This is a genomic window from Pseudoalteromonas sp. DY56-GL79 (assembly GCF_041414765.1).
Lineage (GTDB): Bacteria > Pseudomonadota > Gammaproteobacteria > Enterobacterales > Alteromonadaceae > Pseudoalteromonas > Pseudoalteromonas piscicida.
Genome location: NZ_JANHZS010000004.1, coordinates 103,566 through 125,840 on the forward strand (window position 1 = coordinate 103,566; position 22,275 = coordinate 125,840).

The following is a 22,275-nucleotide window of genomic DNA, read 5'->3' on the forward strand; positions in this document are numbered from 1 at the left end:
TTGATTTTAATTGCATTCGAATTTAAGTTTTTACAAAATACGCCACACATAAATCATTTTTCGCCAAACCAAAGAGGTCGGAGCAGATGAAACCCTGTACAAAGGTCGCCATTGTGCTTTACAAGCATATGCTCGTTACCAGTGTCACCTTACCGCTGGAAATGCTCAAAGCCGGACAAGCCTTTGCTAAAGTGCATCTACTAAAAGAGGCTTATGTTCCTTTAGAAGTTCTCCTTTGCAGCAGCCAAGGCGAGGCAGTCAACGCCGATAATTACCTGACACTTGAGGCACAAAGTGACTTTAGCTCCTTGCCTTTATATGACTACATTATTGTGCCAAGCATATGGCGAAATCCAAGACCTATTGTAAGACAAAACCAAGCGCTGAGTGAGTCACTTGCCGATGCATGGGGAGCAGGAAGCACACTGATAGGTGTAGGTACGGGTGTTTGCTTTTTAGCAAGTTCTGGCCTGCTTGACGGGCATTCAGCAACGACCCACTGGCATTTTGCCAAACAATTTTCTCAGCTATATCCCAATGTTGAATTAAAACCGGATTACTTTATCACTCAATCAGAGCGGATCTACACTGTAGCCAGCTTAAATGCGCTGGCCGATGTGATTGTTCATATTATTGAGTTACTGTACGGGATAGAAGCCGCACACCATGTGCAGCAAAACTTCTCTCATGAAATTCGTAAACCGTACGAAGAACAGCGCTATTTAGAGGGTGCTGTTGACCGTCATGCTGACGAGCAAATTGCTGCAATTCAATTTTGGCTGAAAAATAACGCCGCAACGGAAATCTCTTTACCCGCTGTTGCGGCGCAATTTGATTTAAGTTATCGCACCTTTAACCGCCGCTTTAAACAAGCAACAGGACAAACTGCCGTTGCCTACTTACAACAGGTGCGTATTGAAATGTGTAAAGAGCTGCTCGCAAGCAGTAATCTCTCCATTCAAGATATTGCCCTCGCTTCTGGATTTAATTCACAAGGGCAATTAAGCAGAGTATTTAGGCAATTAATGGGAAAATCACCAAGCACATATCGGGCAATAGTAAGAAAGAAATTGTTCTCGTAGCAACTCGTAGCAAAACGAGAGTAAACCACTCTACAGTATTTGCATCACGGTTAACGTTTGCTGTTGGCCGTTGAAGAAAAATGAAATATCTTCGTCTACCGTTAACCCTTTTAGGCGCTTGCCAAGAGGCGCATTAAACGTTAACACCAACACAGGTATTTCTTTATATTGAATTTTTAGTCCGCCTTCGCAAGGCGCAAAATAGAACCAATGACAGTTGCCCTGCTCGTCTTCAATTTCAACTAGTGCGTTATGTGTAATTGTATTGCCCACAGCTAAAGCCAATTGATTCAATATTGTTTGTTTTGCCAAATGCATGGCATCAACGCGCTCACTTTGCCCTTCTGCTAGGTAGCCATACTCGATACTCAACGAGTCGTATTGTGTTTCAGCAGCACTTTGTTCGTGAGTCGCGTCAGCACGAGCACTGTTTGCCGCTTCAGTGGCTTCAAGCAGCTTTTGTTCAAGTGCAAACTTGAGATATTCGATAAAAACAGATTTATTCATTGGTAATTTACAGCTATTGGATGAGTGGTCGTAACAGACTGGCCGTTAACGGTTAGCGCTAAATGTAAAATCCAACGCATAGATTTATCCGTGCACACACCAACCATGGTTTTTGCTATCAGTGTGTTTTTGTTAAAGAACACGGGAATTCTCCCCATGTTCATATTTTCTCCCTCAAGCCATGCCGAAACGACCTCTACTTTAGTCGCACTTTTTAGCCCAATGGTAAATTCTGTTTCAGGTTGAACCTGCTCTGAGCCTAGATAAATCTGCACTTGTGGAGTTAACTCACAGGCCGCTGAAAAATTACAGACATTTCTTGTTACTGAACTTTCACTTTTTTCTGAACTTTCATGTATAATAATAGTCGGGTCTGAACAGGCCACGAGGAAAACACCTAGCAACCCGATTGTTAATTGCTTTGCAATCATGAGGGATTTACCGTCACTTCTGAATCCTGCGCAGTGTACGCAAGTTTCAGGGCAAATGCTAGGTTGCTTAAGAAGCGAACAAAAAGCGCGTGAAAACTTGATTGATGTCATAATTTTAGGCGTTTTAGGTATCTTTTCATAAGCAAAAAAATTATCATTTCCTCGCAAAAATAAAGGTTTCTCGGGCTGGTTAGGTTTTCACTCATCTTTTGAGTTAAAACATGACGGGCTTGAAGAAATATAACTAGGGCCTGTAATTCAGGTAATTCATTTCTAATCGCAATAAATTGCAGCGGAATCCAGAAAATGAGCCAAACAGTAGCATCACAAACTGAGTACAATTATAAAGTTGTACGCCAATTCGCTATCATGACAGTGATTTGGGGCATTGTTGGCATGGGTGTAGGTGTATTTATCGCAGCGCAACTTGCGTGGCCTGCGTTAAACTTCGACATTCCATGGTTAACTTACTCTAGACTTCGTCCGTTACACACGAACGCAGTAATCTTTGCATTTGGTACAAGTGCACTATTTGCAACCTCTTACTATGTTGTTCAGCGCACGTGTCAAACGCGCCTGTTCTCTGACAAACTTGCCGCATTTACCTTCTGGGGTTGGCAAGCCATCATCGTATCTGCGGCTATCACGCTTCCTCTAGGTATTACTTCTTCAAAAGAATACGCTGAACTAGAGTGGCCGATTGATATCGCAATCGCGGTAGTATGGGTTACTTATGCTGTAGTATTCTTTGGTACTCTTATCAAGCGTAAAGTGTCACACATCTATGTAGCAAACTGGTTCTACGCTGGTTTCATTATCACTGTTGCAGTGCTTCACATTGTAAACAGTATGGCTATCCCTGTATCACTTACTAAATCTTATTCAATCTACGCAGGTGCAGTAGATGCGATGGTTCAGTGGTGGTATGGTCACAACGCTGTAGGTTTCCTACTTACCGCTGGTTTCTTAGGTATGATGTACTACTTCGTACCAAAACAAGCAGGTCGTCCAGTTTACTCTTACCGTCTATCGGTTGTTCACTTCTGGGCACTTGTTTCTCTATATATTTGGGCAGGTCCTCACCACCTTCACTACACAGCACTACCTGACTGGACACAGTCTCTAGGTATGGTGATGTCAGTTATCCTATTCGTTCCTTCTTGGGGCGGTATGATCAACGGTATCATGACGCTGTCTGGCGCTTGGCACAAACTACGTACTGACCCTGTACTGCGTTTCTTAGTTGTATCTCTATCGTTCTACGGTATGTCTACGTTTGAAGGCCCAATGATGGCTATTAAGTCTGTAAATGCGCTTTCACACTACACAGACTGGACAGTAGGTCACGTACACTCGGGTGCACTAGGTTGGGTTGCGATGATTTCTATCGGTGCAATTTACCACCTAATCCCAGCCCTATTTGGTCACGGTAACATGTACAGCATCAAGCTAGTTAACACACATTTCTGGCTACACACAGTAGGTGTTGTGCTTTACATCGTCGCAATGTGGATCTCTGGTGTTATGCAAGGCCTAATGTGGCGCGCAGTAAATGCTGACGGTACATTAATGTATAGCTTTGTTCAGTCACTAGAAGCTTCTAAGCCTTTCTATATCATGCGATTCCTAGGCGGTGTATTCATCGTAGTTGGAATGCTGGTAATGGCTTACAACGTATTCCGTACGGTTACTGCAAAAAGTGGTCAACTTGCCACTGATGCAAACCCGCAAGTGGCTTAAGGGGTATTGAGTATGAGCAACAATAACTCAACAAACAAACACGAAATCGTTGAAAAGAACGTTGGCCTGATGGCTATCTTAACGGTATTCGCAATTAGCTTCGGTGCACTAGTCGAAATTACTCCACTAATGTTCCAAAAAGATACCACTCAGCCAGTAGAAGGCTTACGCCCGCTGACCGCGCTTGAAATGGAAGGTCGTGATATCTTCGTACGCGAAGGTTGTTACAACTGTCACTCACAGATGGTTCGTCCATTCCGTGATGAAGTTGAGCGCTACGGTCACTACTCTGTAGCCGGTGAGTCGGTATGGGATCACCCATTCCAGTGGGGTTCTAAGCGTACAGGTCCAGATTTGGCTCGTGTTGGTCAGCGTTATTCTGACGACTGGCACTATGCGCACTTAATGGATCCTCGCTCGGTGGTACCTGAGTCAAACATGCCAGGCTACCCTTGGCTTGATAGCACTAAAGTAGATACCACTTATACTCTGAAAAAATTACAAGTGTTCCGTGATGCATTTGGTATTGATAAGTCGTCAGACCGCTACAATGGCAAAGGCTACGGTGATGATGCTGAACTACAAGCGCAAGTGGATGAAATCCACGCGATGAACGGTGGCGAAGGTGCAACAGAAATGCAAGCACTTATCGCTTACTTACAACAACTTGGCACACATTTGAAGTAATTGTTATGGATTACGGCACATACAGAGGCATTTTGACTCTGGTAATTTTGGTACTGTTTATAGTGATTGTTGTGTGGGCATATAGCAAGCGGTCTAAGCGCCGTTTCGACGACGCTGCTAATGCCATTTTTGAAGATGAGAAAAAACATAACAACACTATCTCTAACGAGGAAAAGGAGTCTGAAAAATGACTAGCTTTTGGAGTATTTGGGTTATCGTACTAACCCTAGCGTGTCTAGCTCTGATTTTCGGCCTGCTAATTTGGAACCTGAAAAACTACACAGGTGTCAAAGAAGGCGAAAGCTGTGGTCACGAGTTCGACGGAATTGAGGAATTAAATAATCCACTACCAAAGTGGTGGACTTACATGTTCTTCGCGACTTTTGTTTGGTCAGTATATTATCTTGCTGCTTACCCAGGTCTTGGTAACTTTAAAGGTTTCTTAAACTGGACGAGCTCTAACCAAGGTATTACTACCTTGGCAGAGTCTAAGAAAGCAGTCGCTGAAGCACATGAAAATGGCCAGTGGGTACAACTTGATAAAGAAGTTGAAGCAGCACAAGACCGTTTTGGCCCTATCTTCCAAGAATTTGCAAAGCAAGACGTACTTGCGCTTGCAAAGAATGAAGAAGCCCTAGAAATCGGACAGCGTTTATTCTCGCAAAACTGTGCTCAGTGTCATGGCTCTGACGCTCGTGGTGGCGCAGGCTTCCCTAACCTAACTGATAAAGATTGGTTATATGGTGGCACGCCTGACAAGATCAAAGAAACACTGCTTAACGGTCGTGTTGCAGCGATGCCAGCTTGGCAAGATGCACTTGGTGATCAAGGCGTAAAAGAAATGACTGCTTATGTACTAAGCCTTTCTGGGCGTACCGTTAACCAAAAAGATGCTGATGCAGGTAAAGCTAAGTTTGCAATGTGTGCGGCTTGCCATGGTATGGATGGTAAAGGTTCTGTTGCACATAACCTTCCGTTCGGTGCACCAAACTTAACCGATAATATCTGGCTATACGGTGGTTCTCAACGCGCAGTTGAAGACACACTTCGCCACGGTCGTGCGGGTGTAATGCCAGCATGGAAAGATATCTTAGGTGAAGATAAAGTACACCTTCTAACAGCGTATGTTTATAGCTTGTCACAAGACCAATAAGCTTAGCTTTTAGAACATTATTTGAGATCAAAAAAGCCTCCATTTGGAGGCTTTTTTTTAGGTATTTACCGCAACTTACGGTAGAATACGGGCAAGTTTTATAGCCATGTGAGCAACTATGAACCCTACCCCTTGGTATAAGAATTTTTGGCCTTGGTTTTTAATTTTTTTCCCACTCGTTACTGTCGTTGCCTGTGTTTTTCTCATCACGTTTGCAGTCGGTAATGGTCCTGATATGGTCGTTGATGACTACTACAAAAAAGGTAAAGCCATCAATCTAGAGCTGAGTAAGTTTGATAAAGCAAAAGCGCTCTATTTACATGGTGACCTGCAAGTAGCAGAGCAAAAAGTCACCTTTAAATTTACCAAGGGCGACGCTTCTAAAGTTCATGCATTAAAGCTCTCGTTTTACCACCGCACTATTGAGAAATACGATTTTGCAGTCACACTGACTAAAAACGCCAGCGGCGAGTTTACTGGTTTATTTGATGAACCACATAGCGGTGTGTTCTCGGTATTTATAGAGCCTATGGATAACAGTTGGAAAATGAAAGAAAAAATCCAACTGCCACATGATGGTATTATCGCGGTCACTCCACAGTATAAGTAAGCTGCCATGGCAAATTCGTGTTTTCATTGTTTGGAGCCTATTCCTAAGGGGTTTGTAGGCTCGGTTACCTTTGAGGGTAGCGCACAACCGGTTTGCTGTATTGGCTGCCAGGCCGTTGCCGAAACCATTATTTCTCAAGGTATGAGTGACTACTATACTTACCGCACAGAAAGTGCAGGTAAAGTTGAAGAACTCGTACCTGAGCAACTAAAAATGCTACTCAGCTATGATAACGACGAGATCCAAGAGGACTTCGTCGAAATTAGTGGTGAGCACAAAGAGGTACTGCTCAGTGTTGAAGGAATAAGCTGCGCCGCTTGTGCTTGGCTTATCGAAAAACAACTACTGGCGCTCGGCGGTATCGTTCGTGTTGATGTTAACACCTCCACCCATCGCGCCATGATTGTATGGCAAGATAAACACGTTAAGCTAAGCGATATAATCAAATCCTTGATGGAAATCGGCTATAAGGCCTACCCATTTCAGGCCGATGAAGAAGCCGCACAGAAACAAGCCGTAGCGAAAGCATATATTCGTCGTTTAGGTGTAGCAGGCCTCATGACTATGCAAGTGATGATGTTTGCATTTGCCATGTACTTTGGCATGTTTTCAGGCATGGAAGAGGACTTTGAACAGTACTTCCGTTGGATAAGTCTCGTGCTCGCCTCTCCTGTTATTCTGTATTCAGCGATGCCATTTTTAACGAATGCGGTTAAAGGACTGAAAGCTAAACAACTGAATATGGACCTCCCTGTTTCACTTGCTATATTCGGAGCTTACGGCGCCAGTACTTACGCGACTTTTATGGAAGTCGGCGAAGTCTATTTTGAATCCATCTGTATGTTTACCTTCTTGCTGTTGTTAGGTAAATACCTTGAGTTTAGGGCCAGACTCAAAGCCAGTGAGTTTACAGCAAACCTGCAAAAGCTGCTGCCATTGACCGCCAGAAAGGTTGATGAGAATAACAATGAACAACATATTGCCGCCAAAAAGCTAAAGCTGAACGATCTGATATTAGTTAAGGCTGGAGAAACTATCCCTGCGGATGGCTTAGTGATCAAAGGACATACCACCGTTGATGAGTCGATGATGACGGGCGAACATTTGCCAGTTAAGAAATATCAAGGCCATCAAGTGTATGCGGGAACCGTGAATCACGATGGTGTAATTACGTTAGAGATCAATAAAATTGGGCAAAATACCCTGCTCAACCAGATTATTCGACTGCAGCATAACGCACTTACCAAACGCCCTAAATTAGTGGAAATCACAGATAAAGTCGCGCAGTGGTTTGTTGCCTGTCTATTAGTTTTTGCCTCAATTACCGCCATCGGCTGGTACCCGATTTCACCAGATAAGGCTTTTTGGGTCACGATTTCGGTGCTAGTAGCAACCTGCCCTTGTGCGTTAAGCCTTGCGATACCAACCGCGCTTACCTGCGCTGTGGCGTCACTTACAAAGAAAGGGATCTTGATTAAAGAAGCCCATGTATTAGAAACGGCAACCAAATTAACGCGTGTTGCCTTTGACAAAACAGGCACTCTGACCGAAGGCCGTTTCTCAATCAAACATATCGAATTGCTGCAAACTAACTATAACGAGCAACAAGTCTTGGATTTTGCCGCAGCGTTAGAGCGATTTTCTGAGCACCCTATCGCTCGCGCATTTGCACATATCACCCCAACCGAAAACCTAGTCCAAGATGTTGAAGTTGTGGCTGGTTCTGGTATCCGTGGTCACTGGCAAGGAGTCACTATTGCCCTTGGGAAAAGCCATTGGTTTGATAATCACGCGTCATTTGCTCAAGCAACCTTGTTTATTGATAACAACGCAGTCGCTGACTTTTACTTCAATGACAAAGTAAAAAGCAATGCAGAAACAGTTGTTGAACAGCTACAACAAGCTGGCCTTACGTGCCACATGCTAACTGGGGATAGCTCCAATGCAGGCAAAGAGTTATCGCAGCAGTTAGCATTAGATAGCTACCAAAGCGCTTGCACACCAGAGATTAAGCAACAAGCCGTTGAAGCTTGGTCCAAACAAGGCGAGATTGTCGCTATGGTTGGTGATGGCATCAACGATAGCCCGGTATTCAATAGCGCTCACTTGTCAGTTGCGATGGATACCGGCGCTGATATCTCAAAGAATACCGCTGATGTGGTGTTGTTAAATAGCGATTTGAATGCCATTCTAGCCCTTCAGCAAGTAGCGAAACAAACGCGCAGAATAGTAAAGCAAAACTTAACCATATCACTTTTGTATAACGGCTCCATTTTGCCACTCGCTGCGCTTGGCCTCATTCCACCTTGGATAGCAGTTATTGGCATGTCAGCCAGCTCGATCATCGTGATCGGTAATTCATTAAGGTTATTAAAGCTATGAGTATCATCTACGTATTAATACCTATCGCCATTTTATTCGTCATTATTGCTATTGGTATTTTCTTTTGGGCAGTAAAAAGCGAACAATTTTCAGATTTGAATAAACAGGGCCACAGCATCTTATTCGATGATGATAAAGTGCAAACGGGTGATAAGTCCTTAAAACCATCAAATAATAAGAGTAATAACGACAACTAGCATGAACGAGATAAGCTTGCTAAGTGCATTTGTGATGGGGCTTGCGGGAAGTGGTCACTGCTTGGTGATGTGTGGCGGTATTGCCAGCTCGCTACAACTGGCGAGTAAGCAGCTTTCTGCAGTGGTTGTTACCCTGTTGTATAATATCGGACGTATCTCCAGCTATGCACTAGCTGGCAGCCTTGTTGCCCTACTCGGGGCAAGTCTCGCCAAGCAAAACACGTCACTCGCCATTATATTACAATTGATGAGTGGTATTTTTATGGTGCTTGTCGCTATCTACGTAATGCGCTTAGCCAGCACCTTAAAATGGCTAGAGTCGTTTGCTAAAAGCTTAATTTGGCAACATATTGTTAAGCTCAATCACTACTTAGTCCCGGTCAATACAAAAACCAAAGCGTTTTGCTACGGGGCCTTATGGGGATGGCTACCCTGTGGCCTAGTTTATTCGGCTTTAACATGGACATTACAAGCAAAATCAGCAACTGAAGGCGCACTCATTATGCTCGCCTTTGGTGTCGGCACAATGCCTGCACTGATTGTAATAGGACAATCGGCTCAGCTGCTACAAAAGTTTATAAATCATTTAGTTACACGTATTATTATGGGTAATTTATTGATTTGGTATGGTGTTTATTTAATTATTATTGCAACTGATAAGTTAGTACATTAACCTATCCTTATCTAAGCAAACTCATCATTTAAGATTATTGGTTAGCGCTTTGAGATTAGGAGCTCCAATTGATAACCAAATTTTCTTTTGCGTGTCATATGAGTTTGTGGCGATCTGTAGTACCAAAACCGTTATGCTTTGATACTAGGTTGCCTTCACGTGCGTCATAGACTTATGGAAATTTTATGGACTTAAGTAATCAAAACCGCTCAAAGAGCCAATGCACAATCAGCTGCAATAATTGCAGTATCAGTCAACTTTGCCTCCCATTTTCGCTCAATGGCAGCGAAATGGACAAGCTAGATGAGATCATTGAACGTAAAAAGCCGCTTCATAAAGGGGATTTTCTTTTCGAGTCAGGTGCGCCATTAAATGCTATCTTTGCCGTTCGTTCCGGCTCATTTAAAAGCTACACACTGTCTGAGCAAGGCGACGAGCAGATCACAGGATTTCACCTTGCGGGCGATCTTGTGGGTTTTGATGCCATCAATAAAATGCAGCACCAGAGCTTCGCACAAGCTTTAGAGACCTCTATGGTATGCGAAATCCCATTTGATACCCTAGATGAATTAGCCGGTAAGCTGCCAAAACTGCGCCAACAGATCATGCGATTAATGAGCAGTGAAATTAATTACGACCAAGAGATGTTGTTATTATTGAATAAGAAGACTGCTGAAGAACGCTTAGCAACTTTTATCTATAACCTCTCAAATCGCTTTGGCGAGCGTGGTTTTTCTCGTAAAGAATTCCGCTTTACGATGACGCGCGGTGAAATTGGTAACTACTTAGGGCTTACTGTAGAAACCATTAGTCGTTTACTCAGCCGTTTCCAAAAAGCGGGAACAATAAAGGTCGAAGGCAAGTTTATTACCATTATTGATGCTGCTGCCCTCGCTGAAACAGCGGCGATTGCATCTTGATTTAGAACAAACTATTTATCGTTAAGACTTTATCCTTAGATAGGATCGGTTACACTCAATAAGGTCAGAGGTGAAAAAACTTCTGATCTTATTTGTATACCGTTTTAAGGAGATAGTCGTGGATAAAATCAAAAGTATACTCACCGTAATTGATCCAACTAAAGAGCGCCAAAATAGCTTAGAACGCTCTATCAATCTTGCCAAGCGTACCGGTGCAGCCATCACTGCATTTATGTCTATTTATGACTTCTCCTATGAAATGACCACGATGTTGTCTAAAGACGAGCGTGAAGCAATGCGTGAAGCGGTAATTAAAGACAGAGAAGCATGGCTTGCCGATATGGTTAAGGGCTTTTCTGATGTGAGTATCCAAACTAAAGTGTTGTGGCACAATCGCCCCTACGAAGCAATCATCAAAACCGTGCTTGCGCATGATTATGATTTGGTCATTAAATCCACCCATCAGCACGATACACTAAAGTCAGTTATCTTCACCCCAACCGACTGGCATTTAATTCGCAAATGCCCTGCGCCTCTATTACTGGTTAAAGATCACGCTTGGCCAGATCAAGGCAACATTATTGCAGCTGTAAACTCTGTCAGCGATAACGAGCAACATCAAGAACTCAATAAGCGTATCATTACGGATGCTCAGTTTTTATGTGAATTAGCCAATGCCAAATTGAGCCTGGTAAACACCTATCCAGCAACGCCTGTTAATATTGCGATTGAAATTCCCGAGTTTAACCCATCGCAATACAATGAAGCCGTAAAAAAACACCATGAAGACGAAACATTTGCACTCGCAGAGACTTATTCAATAGATAAAAGCGATTGCATCATCAAAGAAGGTCTACCGGAGGACGTTATCCCCTACGTTGCTAAAGAAAAAGACGCTGAGTTAGTGGTCATTGGCACTGTCGGTCGCACTGGACTGAGTGCAGCGCTTGTTGGCAATACCGCTGAGCATGTAATTGATAGCTTAGACTGTGATGTCTTAGCACTAAAGCCTGATGGCTATAAATCCCCATTAGAAGACTAACTCTGCGCTCAAATTAATTTAATGTGCGGCAAATAACCAGCCGCACATCCCCTTTATGTATATCTGGCAAGCCAGAAATAAAAGTAAAATGCTGATAAACAAAATATCGGCAACGTTGCCAACTGTGCGCCCGTTATACTTTTAGACTTAGTGCGCTTGTATGTCATCATCACGCCGGTAAATGACAGTCCGGCTAACGCTAGACCAAACACAAACCATATAAGCTTAGAGGTGATCCCAGCAAAATAACCAAAGTGTAATGGATCTGCATATTCGTTAAGATAATTGCCCCACGCCATATTTTCAGGTTGCTGTATTGCTAAAACCTCTAGCGTTGTTGGGTCCATATAAACTTTGTGCGCTCTATCACGAAGTAAAGGGTTTGTACTCATTCCTTGAAAACGCAGCACCGCATTATCTGCTCTTGGCAGCTGTACGGTTGTTATCGTCCAATTAGGAATGGCATGCTGCGCCTTTTCAAAAGCGCTTTCAAAGCGCCCTGCAGATAGCATGTTGGCGTCTTTTACCGCTGTAACATGTCCAACTTTTGGAGCTGGAGGCTCCAAACTCACACCGGCTACCCGTGCAGAAAACTCAAACAGATACCAAATACTGGTGATAATAATAAGTGTGGTAAACCACAGTCCCCATAAGCCAAAGGCCTTATGCAAGTCACTCAAAAATACTCTTGTACCTTGCGCTACTCTCAAACGCCACAGCGCGACTTTCCAATTCCGGGTGGTTTTCAGCCCAGTGTAGAGAGAGATCATTAAAATGAAAGCAAAAGCGGTGACGATTGGCAGCCCGGGCACCGCAGGCATAAATAGATAACGGTGCAAATCTCTAAAAAATCGTTGAATTGTAAGTAATGGGATGTCGCCGGTTACTTCATAAGTCCATTGATCGACGTGCACATACCTGTCACTTTTAGCCTCGAAAGCCACCCGTGCTCGATAGGTAAAGTAGTCGCTTCCCATTGTACCTAACGTAGTAATACGACCTTCTGGATAGCGCTCAGCTATCGACGCATACATGTTTCTCCAAGATACAGCCGTTTGCTCTTTTACTTCTTTGGGCTTTTGACTCGCACGCATTTGGTCAAAAACCAGCCAATCTAATTCATTTGAAACAGTTGCGATTGTGCCCGTTGCGAGGATCACAAACATAACGGCCGCTAATTGAAAGCCTACCCAGGCATGTAAATCATATAACTTGCGTAGCCGCTTTCTTTGTCTAGCTTTGTCAGCCATCTTGATCCTCATAAAGGTAGACTTTTATTTCCACAAGCTCGGATAACTCACCGAGCCTCAGATTAACTTAAGCATTACCAATTGTAGGTAAACTCAAGGAAAGCATTTCTTGGATCGCCTGGAAAGTGCCCTGTACGCTCTAAAAAGCCCGACTCTGCATATTCTTTATCGAATACGTTTTCAACTCTGAATAGCACACTGTAGTTATCTAATTCCCAAATAATTGAGGTGTCAGCGACGAAATAGGAATTTAGTGTTTGGCCAGATAAACTAAGCTGCTCATCCACATAGTTTCCGCCAACTGCGAAAGCCAAATTCCACTCAGGGATCTGATATCGAGTCCACACCCCAAACTGATTTTCAGGGGCGTTGGCAAATTTATCGCCAACACTATTGCGGATCCCTCCAGCGCCATTGTCAGCGGTGATAGTCGCATCATTATAGGCATAGGCCAGACTTACTACCCAGTCAGGGGTCACATCGGTGATCAATTCAATTTCTAGGCCTTTACTCGTGATTTCTCCGATTGACGCTAAATTATCAACACCATCTTGCTCAGGATCTGTGCCTGTATTTTGTAGCAAGTTTTGCCTTGTTATCTGATAACCAGCCACTTTTAGCAATGTACTTCCGTCAAATAACTCTGCGTTAAGCCCAACTTCAATGATATCACCCGTCGTTGGCTCAAATGGACCACCCGCTTTTTCGTCCTGGCTGGATACGCCTTGAGGTTCGTAAGAGTCAGCCCACTGTGAATATAATGAGATGTCATCAGATAGCTTGTAGATACCACCAATTCTGAAGCTAACATTGGTATCATCAAACTTACTGCCGTTGGCATCGTCTTCAAACTGGTCATAACGTATGCCTGCAACAAACGTTACTTTCTCCCAAGCGAGTTCGTTTAGTACATAGGAGCCATTACGCTTTTGTTTCGTTGTACTTTCTGGCGCAAATTTCACATTGTATTGGTTTGGCTGCGTTTCGCCATAATTAGGATTGTAGAGAGACAAAGGCAAAATATCCGATCCTAACGACGTACCATTTAGATAACGAGTGACAAAGTCATTAGATGCTGACGCTCGACCTAATAATGCATCTTCTTCACCAGAATATATATCTAGTCCAAATGCGGTACGCTGCTCAGCGCCAAGTACTTGTGTTTCGTAAACAAAGTTAGCCGCAAAAGAGAGTTGAGATTGGGCTCTTAGTTGATCTCGGAACTCACGTGCGACCAAATCGATTTGACTATCTTTATTGCTGTCGATGAGTGCTCTTGGTTCATGATAATTTTGTTCTTGTTCATTATCTATATAGCGAAGCGCAACGTTGTAACTTAGCGATGGACTTAAATCCCCTACAACACTTGCTTGCAATACATCTGAGGTTAGATTTAAAAAGTCTGTAGGCTCATTGTGGTTCCACGATGGTGTGGTTAGAAACTCACCGTCATCACCAGCAGGGACACCGCGTAATCGATTCGCGTCCAAGTCCTGTTTGTAGTGCGTGTATTGCAAAATCAAACGAGCATTATCAAAATCATAAGCGTAACCTGCATCCACAATTGCCACTTCGCTGGCACTATTATCGCGGTAGGTATCTTGTTGTTCGTAAAAGGCTCCCAAGCGAATGCTTTGCGCTTGTGCTACTTCACCAGTCACCTCACCAGAAGCACCATAGCGGCTATCTGTGCCCGCGATAATACGAGTGTTGGCACTAAACTCAGATTGCGGCTTTTTAGTTATATAGTTGAATAATCCACCAGGAGCACCAGGGCCATACAGCATACCGGCGGGACCTTTTAAAAAGTCGACACGCTCGACATTAAATAGCTGTGGGACATTAAACCCAACATATGGGTCGCCTCTTAGACCATCAAAATAGATTTCTTCTTGACGAAAGCCACGTGCAGTCACCCCTGCGTAGCTAAATTGGCTTACTCCCGCGATATTACGATAGAGATCTTTAGCATCTCTTGCTGCTAAATCACGGATCAGATTTGCATTGAGAGAAGTCACCATCTGGGTCGAGTTAAGTGGGTCAACCGCAAGCTTTCCCGTTGAAGACTCACCATTGCGGTATAAATTTAATGTACGGCTAACGACGGTTATTCTTTCTATGTCTTGGTCTGTAAGGTTATCTTCTGACACTTGCTGCTGAGCTGATGCGTGCAAGGAGGGATACATAATCGCTAACGCGATAAGGGATAGTTTTGATACTGTTTTCATTAAGAGCCACAACTTGGTTATTATTAAAGCGCAAACAAATGATAACAATTATTAATTACATTTAAAATAAAAAACCTGAATTTAATTGCATTTTTTGCAAAATCTAGAGTAAAAATATCTCATGCAGAGAGCACTTCCCCACTGCATGCATAAAGTAGGTACGTAGAGTTAACAGGTCATTTAAAGTGAAAGATTTTTAGTCTGTTGGTGAGCGAGAGTAGCTAAGTTATAGAGTAGCAATTATTGAGTTTGAGACTAAGCCTATCAGACCTAGTCTGGAAAAATCATTGTTGAGAATTAAATATTAGTTACATCAATAAACAATGATTCATCAATGTTTGTCGAGGAAACCACAGCTTCATTAAAATCATAAGCTTCACGCTCACCGTCTCTATCTAGAGGCAAACTTTCGAAGTCAAAGAGTTCAGTGTCAGCCAGCTGGCTTGGACTAACATTCTGAATTGATTTAAAAATGTTCTCTACTCGACCAGGTGTTTTCTTGTCCCACTCTACCAACATAGATTTAATATTTTGACGTTGTAGGTTTTCTTGCGAGCCACATAGGTTGCACGGAATAATAGGAAAATCCTTATGTTCAGCGTATTGAATAAGATCTTTTTCACGCGCATAAGTGAGCGGGCGGATCACCACATTACGGCCATCATCAGAGCGCAGCTTTGGCGGCATCGCTTTCATTCTTGCGCCGTAGAACATGTTTAAAAACAGCGTTTCAACAATATCATCTAAGTGATGGCCCAGTGCGATTTTAGTTGCGCCAATCTTTTCCGCAAATGAGTACAAAGTACCACGACGCAAGCGTGAACAAAGACCACAAGTCGTTTTGCCCTCTGGTACTTTCTCTTTAACGACTGAGTATGTATCTTTATCAATGATGTAATACGGAATGTCTAACGTTTCGAAGTACTCAGGCAAAATATGCTCTGGGAACCCAGGCTGCTTTTGATCCAGATTGACCGCCACCACATCAAAGTGAATTGGTGCTGCCTTTTTTAGGCTAAGTAAAATATCCAGCATGGCGAATGAATCCTTACCACCGCTGATACAAGCCATCACCACATCGCCTTCTTCGATCATATTGTAATCTTTGATGGCGTTGCCGACATTACGGCGCAGACGCTTTTGCAGCTTATTAAACTCTAAAACTTCTTTGCGATTATCTTGCTCTGTCATGGTGTTAGGTGCCGTATTCATACTTACTCAACTGTGTACTGTGGGCGTTATCGCGCTAGTACATTACTACATCAATTATGGGGCGCCGATTATACGTGAAATTGAGATGAGGTAAAATACAAAAATGGCGCCACTTCGGGCGCCATTGTTGGGAACTAATAAATTAAAGGCCGAACACTACCTTTTCACTTTTTAGCATACGACTGCTTAGGTAGGTGAAAATAGCAAACAAGCCCAGCGTTACCGCACTCGACAATAATAATTGTGGTACCGGTATCGCATTGCCTTTAATGATTTCAATCATTGCGTTTTGCTGCGCTGCGATCGGCATCCACTGCATAATATCGGTAGCAATATCATAGGTCGTTGCCATACTCATCATTACCGGAATGAACAGCGCCATCGCTACATAAGATTGCGCCTCTTTAAATGATTTAGCTAAGAAAGAGATAAATATCAATAAACTGGCTGACATTAGCGCAATAGGCAGGCCAATGATAATTGCCGAAATAATGAATTTAGGACCAATAATCACCGTAAAGCCCATCATTTCCCAAGGCACCATATTATACGCAAACTTTGATACTATGGTGGTTAACACTAAAGCAATGATAGAAAAACCTGCGATTGCCCCCACTTTAGCTAACACAATATGCATGGTACTGATCGGGTGGCTAAGTAATAGCTGTAAAGAGTTGCGTTCACGCTCCCCTGCACTACTGTCAATTGCCATACCCATCGCCGCATAAAATAGTGAAATAATAATAGATAACGTTGCAATACCTAATACGAAGCCCCCTTTAGAGGTTGGTGTCGCTTGGTCATGAGTTTGCACATCTATCGCACGTGCAATTGTCGGATCGATACCACGCGCGACTAACCGCAATGAAGCAACTTCGCTGTTGTATAACATGAGGTTACGCTCTAGTCGGTTAATTGATGAACGTAACTTTTGCTCCGATTTATCAGCGATGATAAATACCGTCGCGCTCTTACCTTGCATCATATTTTCTTGGTAATCTTCGCTTACCTCCAAGGTAATAGCTTTAACCTCTTCGCCTTCACCATGTTCAATTTCTTTACTCGCTAAAAATTGCACTAAGTTAGGCGCATTCTCTGCGTTATTAATGGTGATTTTGAGAGCATCAGGCGAAGCCATTTGCTTAAACATGACGGTAAATAATACACACATTAGAATAGGTGCACCGATGCAATAGTAAAGGCCAGCCATCACCGAACGTTTGTCGCGGCTTGCGTCTAACACTTCTTTTTTAAATAAAACCGAGATTAATTTCATCATGCTGCAATTCCTTCATCCGTACCGATTAGGGTAATGAAAGCTTCCTCAAGCGACGCTTTACCTGTTTGTTCGCATAGAGCTTGTGGAGAACCTTCCGCGACCACTTTACCTTTCGCCATGACCACAACATGATCGCAAAGTGCTGCAACTTCTTGCATCACGTGGCTAGAAAATAAGACACAGTGACCTTGCGCCTTAAGCATCAACAACAAATCTCGTAACACTCTGGTACTCATTACATCTAAACCACGTGTTGGCTCATCAAGTACAATATTCGTTGGTTTATGCACAATAGCCTGCGCCAACGCCGTTTTCATTCTTTGGCCTTGTGAAAAGCCTTTACAGCGTCTATCCGCGATATCCAACATTTGTAGCTTTTCTAACACTTCTTGTGTCGCGGCAGCGGCCGATTTTGCGTCCATGCCACTTAGTTCAGCGTAAAACTGGGTATATTCACGCGGTGTCATGCGCTCGTAGAGTCCACATGGGTCTGGGAACAATCCTAATTGTTGTTTTGCCCTGGTTGGCTCTTTGGCAACATCAATACTATCGATAGACGCCATACCTTGATCAGCTTGGAGCAGGCCAAATACGGTCCGTAAACAAGTCGTTTTACCTGCCCCATTTGGTCCCAATAGTCCCGTAATTTGGCCATCTCGAGCGGTAAATGACAGCCCGTCTAGCGCGTTCACTTCACCAATCTTTTTGTATAAGTTATCTACTTGGATCATGAGTTACTCCTTATTAGCGGTTGCTGGGCCATTGATGTTCATAAAGAATTGTTTGCGTGTGTCTTCTTCAAGACAGCTAGTATCAAAGTCTCCCACCGTCTTTTCATCGTAAAACTTAGCAATAAGCTTATTAGCACAGCTTTGCCCTGCGACAATATGCGTAGCCGTTGGCGCAACTAAGTGCGTAGCATTGCTTAGTTTTTCCATCGCAACGTCTGCCCACTTAGCAGGCGTTGCTGGGTCTAATCCGCCAGAAAGCAGTAAGGTTGGAATATCGGACGCAACGGGTTCATAATAACTACTTGGCACCGGACTCACATTCCAAATTGGACATGTCGCATCTAGTCCTGTGATCATCATCTTACCCATATAGTTTTCACTATATTTGGCTTTGTCCGCAGCCGTTAATCGTGGCCAATCTTCCCCACATACAATCGCCTGATGCATCCCCATGGCCAATCCCAGACCGTCTTCACTTGGTGCCATCATGCCAACAAGTGGAGCAAGGTTACCTTTAGTCGCTTCACTAATCGCAAGCGGCACCAATGCGCGGAAAGAATGAGAGTAAAGCGCCATCCTAATCGCGCTAAATAGCTTCATTTTGGTCATCGTCATAGCAAGCGGTTTGCTGGTTCTAGGGTGAAGTACAGACACCTCTATCGGCGTTTGCTCTACTTGATTAAGCAAGCTTTGCCATTGCTGCTTTAGATTCGGATAACTATTTGCACATTTTTTATCGGACTCACATTGTGCAAAAAGGGCATTCAATGAATCTTCTATCGCGCCACCAATCGCCATTAAGCTTTGGTTATTGGGTGCAAGACCATCTAACACGGCCGATGCAACACTATCAGGGAACTGTCTCATATACTCAAGTGCGATGCGTGTTCCATATGAGCCACCATATAGGTGTAATTTGCTATAACCAAGCGCGACTCTTACCGCATCAAAATCTTTTGCAGCTGCAACCGTCGTATAATCGGAAAGATCTGTGTCTAGTTTTTCTTTACACTTAAGGGCATCTTCTTTGTAAAAATCGAGACCCAATAAGGTATCATTTAGCGCAAACTGTTGCTCAAGATCATCCATATCACATTGCAATAGATTGGACTTTCCAGTTCCCCGTTGATCAACAAGTATAATGTCTCTATTTTCTCTCGCGTATTTAAGAATTCTTTCAAAGTTCGCTGCAATTTCAGTGGCCGATTGTCCAGGTCCCCCTGCAAACGCAATAATCGCTTCTTGTGGGTAAAGCGGCTTTATTGCTGGAATAACCATAAAATGAATATCAATTTTTTGTTCTGTTTTGGTTTCACTTAATGGTTGCGAGATTTTTCCGCATTGCGCTCTGTCACTGAGGCCTTTTGCATAACAAGCGGATAATTCTGCTGTTGATGTTGCCGCTTGTAATGGCAGCCCAGTTCCTAAAACGAGAGGAAGCAGCGCTAGCTTTACTAAGCTTTTCTTAAACTTAAATGGCTTTTTCATAGTTATTTCCTTGTTGACTCACGGTCAGTATGCTAACTTTAAGTGAGTGTATCAGTGTATTATTGTATTAATACAGTAGAATTAGAGTAATGCTAGATCTTATTCATGTCAACCCCAACAGCGCAGAGCCGATTTATAAGCAGCTATTTGATCAGATAGTGCGTTTAATTGTGTCGGGTAAAGCACAAGCCGGAGAAGAGCTACCTTCTGTAAGAAAGCTAGCTGAACACTTCTCGGTAAATCCGATGACCGTCTCTCGGGCTATCGGGCAACTTGTCGATCAAGGTTGGCTTGAACGAAGACGCGGCCAGCCGACACGCGTTGCACAGCAGCAAACTACACAACAGACCGATAATCTACTCCATAAAAACCTAGATATTTTAATTAGTGATGCGAAACAGCTTGGGATCAGTAAGACTGAATTGATATCATTAATTGATAAAAATTGGGGACAAGAATAATGACAAGCCCACTACTACAATTTACTAAAATCCATAAACAATTTGCCGACAAGCCGGTTCTTGAAGACATAAATCTTATTATTGAACCTGGCATGGTTATGGGTTTACTAGGACGAAACGGGGCCGGTAAAACGACACTACTGCGAATTGCACTTGGGTTAATCGAACAAAATAGTGGTGAGGTTAGCTGCCTCAACAGCAGCAACATAGAACTGAGCCCTACGTGCAAAAGCCAAATTGGCTATGTGCCACAACAGCCCTGTGGCTATCAAGGTTTTAAAGTCAAAGACGCTCTCGCACTGCACCGCAGCTTTTATCCAAATTGGGATATTACACTTGAGCAAGAATGGCTTTCTCGCTTCGAGTTAGACGAAAACAAGCTAGTAAGTAATCTTTCAGTTGGCCAACAACAAAGTCTAGCGCTGATAATGGCGATGTCGTACCGACCTAAGTTACTGATCCTTGACGAACCAGTGTCAAGTCTCGACCCCATTGCACGCCGGGAATTTATGTCGGACTTATTCGAGCTAGCACTTGAGTCCGGCTCCGGTGTACTTTTCTCCTCGCATATTACATCTGACGTTGAGCGCGTTGCGAGTCATATTGCCATTATTAAAGATGGTAAGGTTTTGGTTACTGGCGAATTAGATACACTAAAAGAACAAATTAGGCTTGTACCACATCATCTTACAAGCAAACTGCCATCAGGAAACGTACTTCATCAATCTGAACGTTTTAGCATTTATCAAGCTCACGACAGTGCAAACTGGTCAGCAGGCCTACAGCAAAGCCATAGCAACCTTGAGCAGCTCTTTGTGGAGCTACACGCATGAGTACATTAACTCAGCGTAATTGGTGGACAGGGTTTTCCGGGTTCTGGTTGCGAGAGTGCGGCTCAGCAAATTTTTTCATTCCTGGGTTCTTAGCGTCTATCGCTTCACCTTTGTTAACTTTAATAGAAGATCAAAATATACAAACATTTAGTTTGGTCTTTTCAATCAGCGCCTTATGGATGGCTTTTTGTTGGCAGTTAGTGAAGTTGCAAGCACAGGAAAGCACCTTACTATTCCCTGCAATTAAACAACACATATACTTGCAAGGTATGGTAATTCTGGTCATTGGCTACCTACTCAATGCTCTTGCTCTTCTCAACCGCCCCGCACCTGAAGTGGCCTATGCCATGTTATTTGCAACGAGTTTTGGCGGTAGCTTCTTTTTGCTATGTCTTCGAAATAGTGTGTACTTCAAACATAATAGTTACGTTTTTATGCTCGCACTCGTGCTCGCCATGTTTTTTGGCGATACCCCCCAAATTTTAGCACTGCTTGCCGTCCCCCTTATGTTAATGGGAACATACCTGTTAGTGACACGGACTCATCACTGCCAATGGCATCATTTGGCATATCAAACCTACATAAATAATATTCAAACTGGGTGGCTACCGAGCAATACCTTCGCACCAGATTTCCTCACTCAGGGGTTTAGACAATTTTTTATGCCAATGAGCTATTTTGCGGGTAATCTGTTGATACAAACCTGTCAGATTTTACTTGTCTCTGGGCTATTAGCGATTGTGGCAAGTGGCTTTTTTGGTGTCACACTCCATTTTGTTATCGGCTTTACCGATATGCTTGTTCTGATGGTCGCTATTTTTGTCTGTTGGTCCAAACTACAAACAAAAATGACATGGGATCAACTATACCTACTCCCTATCTACTCAAGCCTTAAAGCGATAAAGCAGGCTTACCACGTCTCTGCGGTTAAACTTGGGTTTTGCCTAGCCTTGTTTCAACTTCTAGTATTGCTAGCTTGTAGCTTCTTTTCCACATTCGAAACTGTGACTTTCTACTTAGTAATATTTACAGGCTCTGTAGCAGGATTTGTTCTTTGCGTTGCGCTAGGAAGCATGATTAAAAGCGCCCTTACGTTGTCGCTTTCCTGCATGTTCGTCGTCATTTTGCATAGTGCATTTAAATCTTACCTGTTAAATCACGAACAATCAGCAACCACCGTATATCTATTATTAGGTTACGTTGTGATTGCCACCTCACTGCTTGTTTACAGTAATAAGAAATTTGATTAAGGAGTACTCGGATCCGAGATGTCTCACGAAGAGGCGTTGCGCTAGCGATTGAACCACCAGAGACGGTGCAGGATAGAATATAAGAGTGATAGTGAACATAAGTCGATTATCACTCCTTT

22 protein-coding genes are annotated in these 22,275 nt (G+C 43.2%); 14 read left to right on the plus strand and 8 right to left on the minus strand.

Annotated features, from left to right (window positions below; translation table 11 throughout):
- Positions 1 to 86: 86 nt before the first annotated feature.
- On the plus strand, positions 87 to 1,082 hold the full coding sequence (locus NO992_RS04155) for a GlxA family transcriptional regulator (RefSeq protein WP_371374596.1): 996 nt from the start codon (positions 87 to 89) through the stop codon (positions 1,080 to 1,082).
- Between the two features lie 30 nt (positions 1,083 to 1,112).
- Here NO992_RS04155 and NO992_RS04160 read toward each other — a convergent pair whose 3' ends face one another.
- Positions 1,113 to 1,589, minus strand: coding sequence for a transcription elongation factor GreAB (locus tag NO992_RS04160; RefSeq protein WP_371374599.1), 477 nt, complete (start codon positions 1,587 to 1,589; stop codon positions 1,113 to 1,115).
- Positions 1,586 to 2,020, minus strand: a complete 435-nt coding sequence (locus tag NO992_RS04165; RefSeq protein ID WP_371374602.1) for a hypothetical protein — start codon at positions 2,018 to 2,020, stop codon at positions 1,586 to 1,588. The genes NO992_RS04160 and NO992_RS04165 overlap by 4 nt, the downstream gene beginning before the upstream one ends.
- Before the next feature lie 306 nt (positions 2,021 to 2,326).
- On the opposite strand from NO992_RS04165, the gene ccoN reads away from it, so the two are divergent.
- The 10 genes from ccoN (at position 2,327) to uspE (ending at position 11,424) form a co-directional block, all read left to right on the plus strand.
- The gene (gene ccoN / locus NO992_RS04170) at positions 2,327 to 3,760 is read left to right on the plus strand and encodes a cytochrome-c oxidase, cbb3-type subunit I (protein WP_010373997.1); all 1,434 of its coding nucleotides are present in this window, start codon (positions 2,327 to 2,329) and stop codon (positions 3,758 to 3,760) included.
- A gap of 12 nt (positions 3,761 to 3,772) precedes the next feature.
- On the plus strand, positions 3,773 to 4,447 hold the full coding sequence (ccoO, locus tag NO992_RS04175; protein WP_010373994.1) for a cytochrome-c oxidase, cbb3-type subunit II: 675 nt from the start codon (positions 3,773 to 3,775) through the stop codon (positions 4,445 to 4,447).
- Between the two features lie 5 nt (positions 4,448 to 4,452).
- On the plus strand, positions 4,453 to 4,638 hold the full coding sequence (locus tag NO992_RS04180; RefSeq protein WP_010373992.1) for a cbb3-type cytochrome c oxidase subunit 3: 186 nt from the start codon (positions 4,453 to 4,455) through the stop codon (positions 4,636 to 4,638).
- Complete coding sequence (gene ccoP, locus NO992_RS04185; RefSeq protein WP_045963915.1) at positions 4,635 to 5,600, plus strand: cytochrome-c oxidase, cbb3-type subunit III; 966 nt, start codon at positions 4,635 to 4,637, stop codon at positions 5,598 to 5,600. Before NO992_RS04180 ends, ccoP begins: the two co-directional genes overlap by 4 nt.
- Before the next feature lie 118 nt (positions 5,601 to 5,718).
- Positions 5,719 to 6,210 carry a FixH family protein gene (locus NO992_RS04190; protein WP_371374607.1) on the plus strand — a complete coding sequence of 164 codons (492 nt, stop codon included), beginning with the start codon at positions 5,719 to 5,721 and terminating at the stop codon, positions 6,208 to 6,210.
- A gap of 6 nt (positions 6,211 to 6,216) precedes the next feature.
- The gene (locus tag NO992_RS04195) at positions 6,217 to 8,592 is read left to right on the plus strand and encodes a heavy metal translocating P-type ATPase (protein ID WP_010373985.1); all 2,376 of its coding nucleotides are present in this window, start codon (positions 6,217 to 6,219) and stop codon (positions 8,590 to 8,592) included.
- Positions 8,589 to 8,789 carry a cbb3-type cytochrome oxidase assembly protein CcoS gene (gene ccoS, locus NO992_RS04200; protein WP_371374610.1) on the plus strand — a complete coding sequence of 67 codons (201 nt, stop codon included), beginning with the start codon at positions 8,589 to 8,591 and terminating at the stop codon, positions 8,787 to 8,789. Before NO992_RS04195 ends, ccoS begins: the two co-directional genes overlap by 4 nt.
- Position 8,790: 1 nt before the next feature.
- A complete protein-coding gene (locus NO992_RS04205; RefSeq protein ID WP_371374613.1) occupies positions 8,791 to 9,462 on the plus strand; it encodes a sulfite exporter TauE/SafE family protein in 672 nt (223 codons plus the stop codon).
- Between the two features lie 185 nt (positions 9,463 to 9,647).
- The gene (locus tag NO992_RS04210) at positions 9,648 to 10,382 is read left to right on the plus strand and encodes an FNR family transcription factor (protein ID WP_010373979.1); all 735 of its coding nucleotides are present in this window, start codon (positions 9,648 to 9,650) and stop codon (positions 10,380 to 10,382) included.
- Positions 10,383 to 10,500: 118 nt separating this feature from the next.
- On the plus strand, positions 10,501 to 11,424 hold the full coding sequence (gene uspE / locus NO992_RS04215) for a universal stress protein UspE (RefSeq protein WP_010373977.1): 924 nt from the start codon (positions 10,501 to 10,503) through the stop codon (positions 11,422 to 11,424).
- A 53-nt stretch (positions 11,425 to 11,477) separates the two neighbouring features.
- Here the strand turns inward: uspE and NO992_RS04220 are convergent, their stop codons facing one another.
- The 6 genes from NO992_RS04220 to NO992_RS04245 form a co-directional block, all read right to left on the minus strand.
- The gene (locus NO992_RS04220) at positions 11,478 to 12,674 is read right to left on the minus strand and encodes a PepSY-associated TM helix domain-containing protein (protein WP_371374618.1); all 1,197 of its coding nucleotides are present in this window, start codon (positions 12,672 to 12,674) and stop codon (positions 11,478 to 11,480) included.
- A gap of 74 nt (positions 12,675 to 12,748) precedes the next feature.
- Complete coding sequence (locus NO992_RS04225; protein WP_371374622.1) at positions 12,749 to 14,902, minus strand: TonB-dependent siderophore receptor; 2,154 nt, start codon at positions 14,900 to 14,902, stop codon at positions 12,749 to 12,751.
- A 297-nt stretch (positions 14,903 to 15,199) separates the two neighbouring features.
- The gene (gene ttcA / locus NO992_RS04230; protein ID WP_010373971.1) at positions 15,200 to 16,093 is read right to left on the minus strand and encodes a tRNA 2-thiocytidine(32) synthetase TtcA; all 894 of its coding nucleotides are present in this window, start codon (positions 16,091 to 16,093) and stop codon (positions 15,200 to 15,202) included.
- 163 nt (positions 16,094 to 16,256) lie between these two features.
- Positions 16,257 to 17,393 carry an ABC transporter permease gene (locus tag NO992_RS04235; protein WP_010373969.1) on the minus strand — a complete coding sequence of 379 codons (1,137 nt, stop codon included), beginning with the start codon at positions 17,391 to 17,393 and terminating at the stop codon, positions 16,257 to 16,259.
- Positions 17,390 to 18,124 carry an ATP-binding cassette domain-containing protein gene (locus NO992_RS04240; protein WP_010373966.1) on the minus strand — a complete coding sequence of 245 codons (735 nt, stop codon included), beginning with the start codon at positions 18,122 to 18,124 and terminating at the stop codon, positions 17,390 to 17,392. Before NO992_RS04240 ends, NO992_RS04235 begins: the two co-directional genes overlap by 4 nt.
- A gap of 3 nt (positions 18,125 to 18,127) precedes the next feature.
- The gene (locus NO992_RS04245) at positions 18,128 to 19,612 is read right to left on the minus strand and encodes an alpha/beta fold hydrolase (protein ID WP_371374626.1); all 1,485 of its coding nucleotides are present in this window, start codon (positions 19,610 to 19,612) and stop codon (positions 18,128 to 18,130) included.
- A gap of 89 nt (positions 19,613 to 19,701) precedes the next feature.
- Here NO992_RS04245 and NO992_RS04250 point away from each other — a divergent pair, with 89 nt between their 5' ends.
- Genes NO992_RS04250 through NO992_RS04260 form a run of 3 tightly spaced genes read left to right on the plus strand, consistent with a single transcriptional unit; the run spans position 19,702 to position 22,156 of the window.
- A complete protein-coding gene (locus NO992_RS04250; protein ID WP_010373963.1) occupies positions 19,702 to 20,073 on the plus strand; it encodes a GntR family transcriptional regulator in 372 nt (123 codons plus the stop codon).
- The gene (locus tag NO992_RS04255; protein WP_371374629.1) at positions 20,073 to 20,906 is read left to right on the plus strand and encodes an ABC transporter ATP-binding protein; all 834 of its coding nucleotides are present in this window, start codon (positions 20,073 to 20,075) and stop codon (positions 20,904 to 20,906) included. The genes NO992_RS04250 and NO992_RS04255 overlap by 1 nt, the downstream gene beginning before the upstream one ends.
- Positions 20,903 to 22,156 carry a hypothetical protein gene (locus NO992_RS04260; protein WP_371374631.1) on the plus strand — a complete coding sequence of 418 codons (1,254 nt, stop codon included), beginning with the start codon at positions 20,903 to 20,905 and terminating at the stop codon, positions 22,154 to 22,156. The genes NO992_RS04255 and NO992_RS04260 overlap by 4 nt, the downstream gene beginning before the upstream one ends.
- The last annotated feature ends 119 nt before the right edge of the window (positions 22,157 to 22,275 follow it).

What these genes read in the sequence shown, in the direction of transcription:
- NO992_RS04155 (WP_371374596.1), top strand. Translation starts at nt 87, where the DNA reads ATGAAACCCTGTACAAAGGTCGCCATTGTGCTTTACAAGCATATGCTC.
- NO992_RS04160 (WP_371374599.1), bottom strand. Translation starts at nt 1,589, where the DNA reads ATGAATAAATCTGTTTTTATCGAATATCTCAAGTTTGCACTTGAACAA.
- NO992_RS04165 (WP_371374602.1), bottom strand. Translation starts at nt 2,020, where the DNA reads ATGATTGCAAAGCAATTAACAATCGGGTTGCTAGGTGTTTTCCTCGTG.
- ccoN (WP_010373997.1), top strand. Translation starts at nt 2,327, where the DNA reads ATGAGCCAAACAGTAGCATCACAAACTGAGTACAATTATAAAGTTGTA.
- ccoO (WP_010373994.1), top strand. Translation starts at nt 3,773, where the DNA reads ATGAGCAACAATAACTCAACAAACAAACACGAAATCGTTGAAAAGAAC.
- NO992_RS04180 (WP_010373992.1), top strand. Translation starts at nt 4,453, where the DNA reads ATGGATTACGGCACATACAGAGGCATTTTGACTCTGGTAATTTTGGTA.
- ccoP (WP_045963915.1), top strand. Translation starts at nt 4,635, where the DNA reads ATGACTAGCTTTTGGAGTATTTGGGTTATCGTACTAACCCTAGCGTGT.
- NO992_RS04190 (WP_371374607.1), top strand. Translation starts at nt 5,719, where the DNA reads ATGAACCCTACCCCTTGGTATAAGAATTTTTGGCCTTGGTTTTTAATT.
- NO992_RS04195 (WP_010373985.1), top strand. Translation starts at nt 6,217, where the DNA reads ATGGCAAATTCGTGTTTTCATTGTTTGGAGCCTATTCCTAAGGGGTTT.
- ccoS (WP_371374610.1), top strand. Translation starts at nt 8,589, where the DNA reads ATGAGTATCATCTACGTATTAATACCTATCGCCATTTTATTCGTCATT.
- NO992_RS04205 (WP_371374613.1), top strand. Translation starts at nt 8,791, where the DNA reads ATGAACGAGATAAGCTTGCTAAGTGCATTTGTGATGGGGCTTGCGGGA.
- NO992_RS04210 (WP_010373979.1), top strand. Translation starts at nt 9,648, where the DNA reads ATGGACTTAAGTAATCAAAACCGCTCAAAGAGCCAATGCACAATCAGC.
- NO992_RS04220 (WP_371374618.1), bottom strand. Translation starts at nt 12,674, where the DNA reads ATGGCTGACAAAGCTAGACAAAGAAAGCGGCTACGCAAGTTATATGAT.
- NO992_RS04225 (WP_371374622.1), bottom strand. Translation starts at nt 14,902, where the DNA reads ATGAAAACAGTATCAAAACTATCCCTTATCGCGTTAGCGATTATGTAT.
- ttcA (WP_010373971.1), bottom strand. Translation starts at nt 16,093, where the DNA reads ATGACAGAGCAAGATAATCGCAAAGAAGTTTTAGAGTTTAATAAGCTG.
- NO992_RS04235 (WP_010373969.1), bottom strand. Translation starts at nt 17,393, where the DNA reads ATGATGAAATTAATCTCGGTTTTATTTAAAAAAGAAGTGTTAGACGCA.
- NO992_RS04240 (WP_010373966.1), bottom strand. Translation starts at nt 18,124, where the DNA reads ATGATCCAAGTAGATAACTTATACAAAAAGATTGGTGAAGTGAACGCG.
- NO992_RS04245 (WP_371374626.1), bottom strand. Translation starts at nt 19,612, where the DNA reads ATGAAAAAGCCATTTAAGTTTAAGAAAAGCTTAGTAAAGCTAGCGCTG.
- NO992_RS04250 (WP_010373963.1), top strand. Translation starts at nt 19,702, where the DNA reads ATGCTAGATCTTATTCATGTCAACCCCAACAGCGCAGAGCCGATTTAT.
- NO992_RS04255 (WP_371374629.1), top strand. Translation starts at nt 20,073, where the DNA reads ATGACAAGCCCACTACTACAATTTACTAAAATCCATAAACAATTTGCC.
- NO992_RS04260 (WP_371374631.1), top strand. Translation starts at nt 20,903, where the DNA reads ATGAGTACATTAACTCAGCGTAATTGGTGGACAGGGTTTTCCGGGTTC.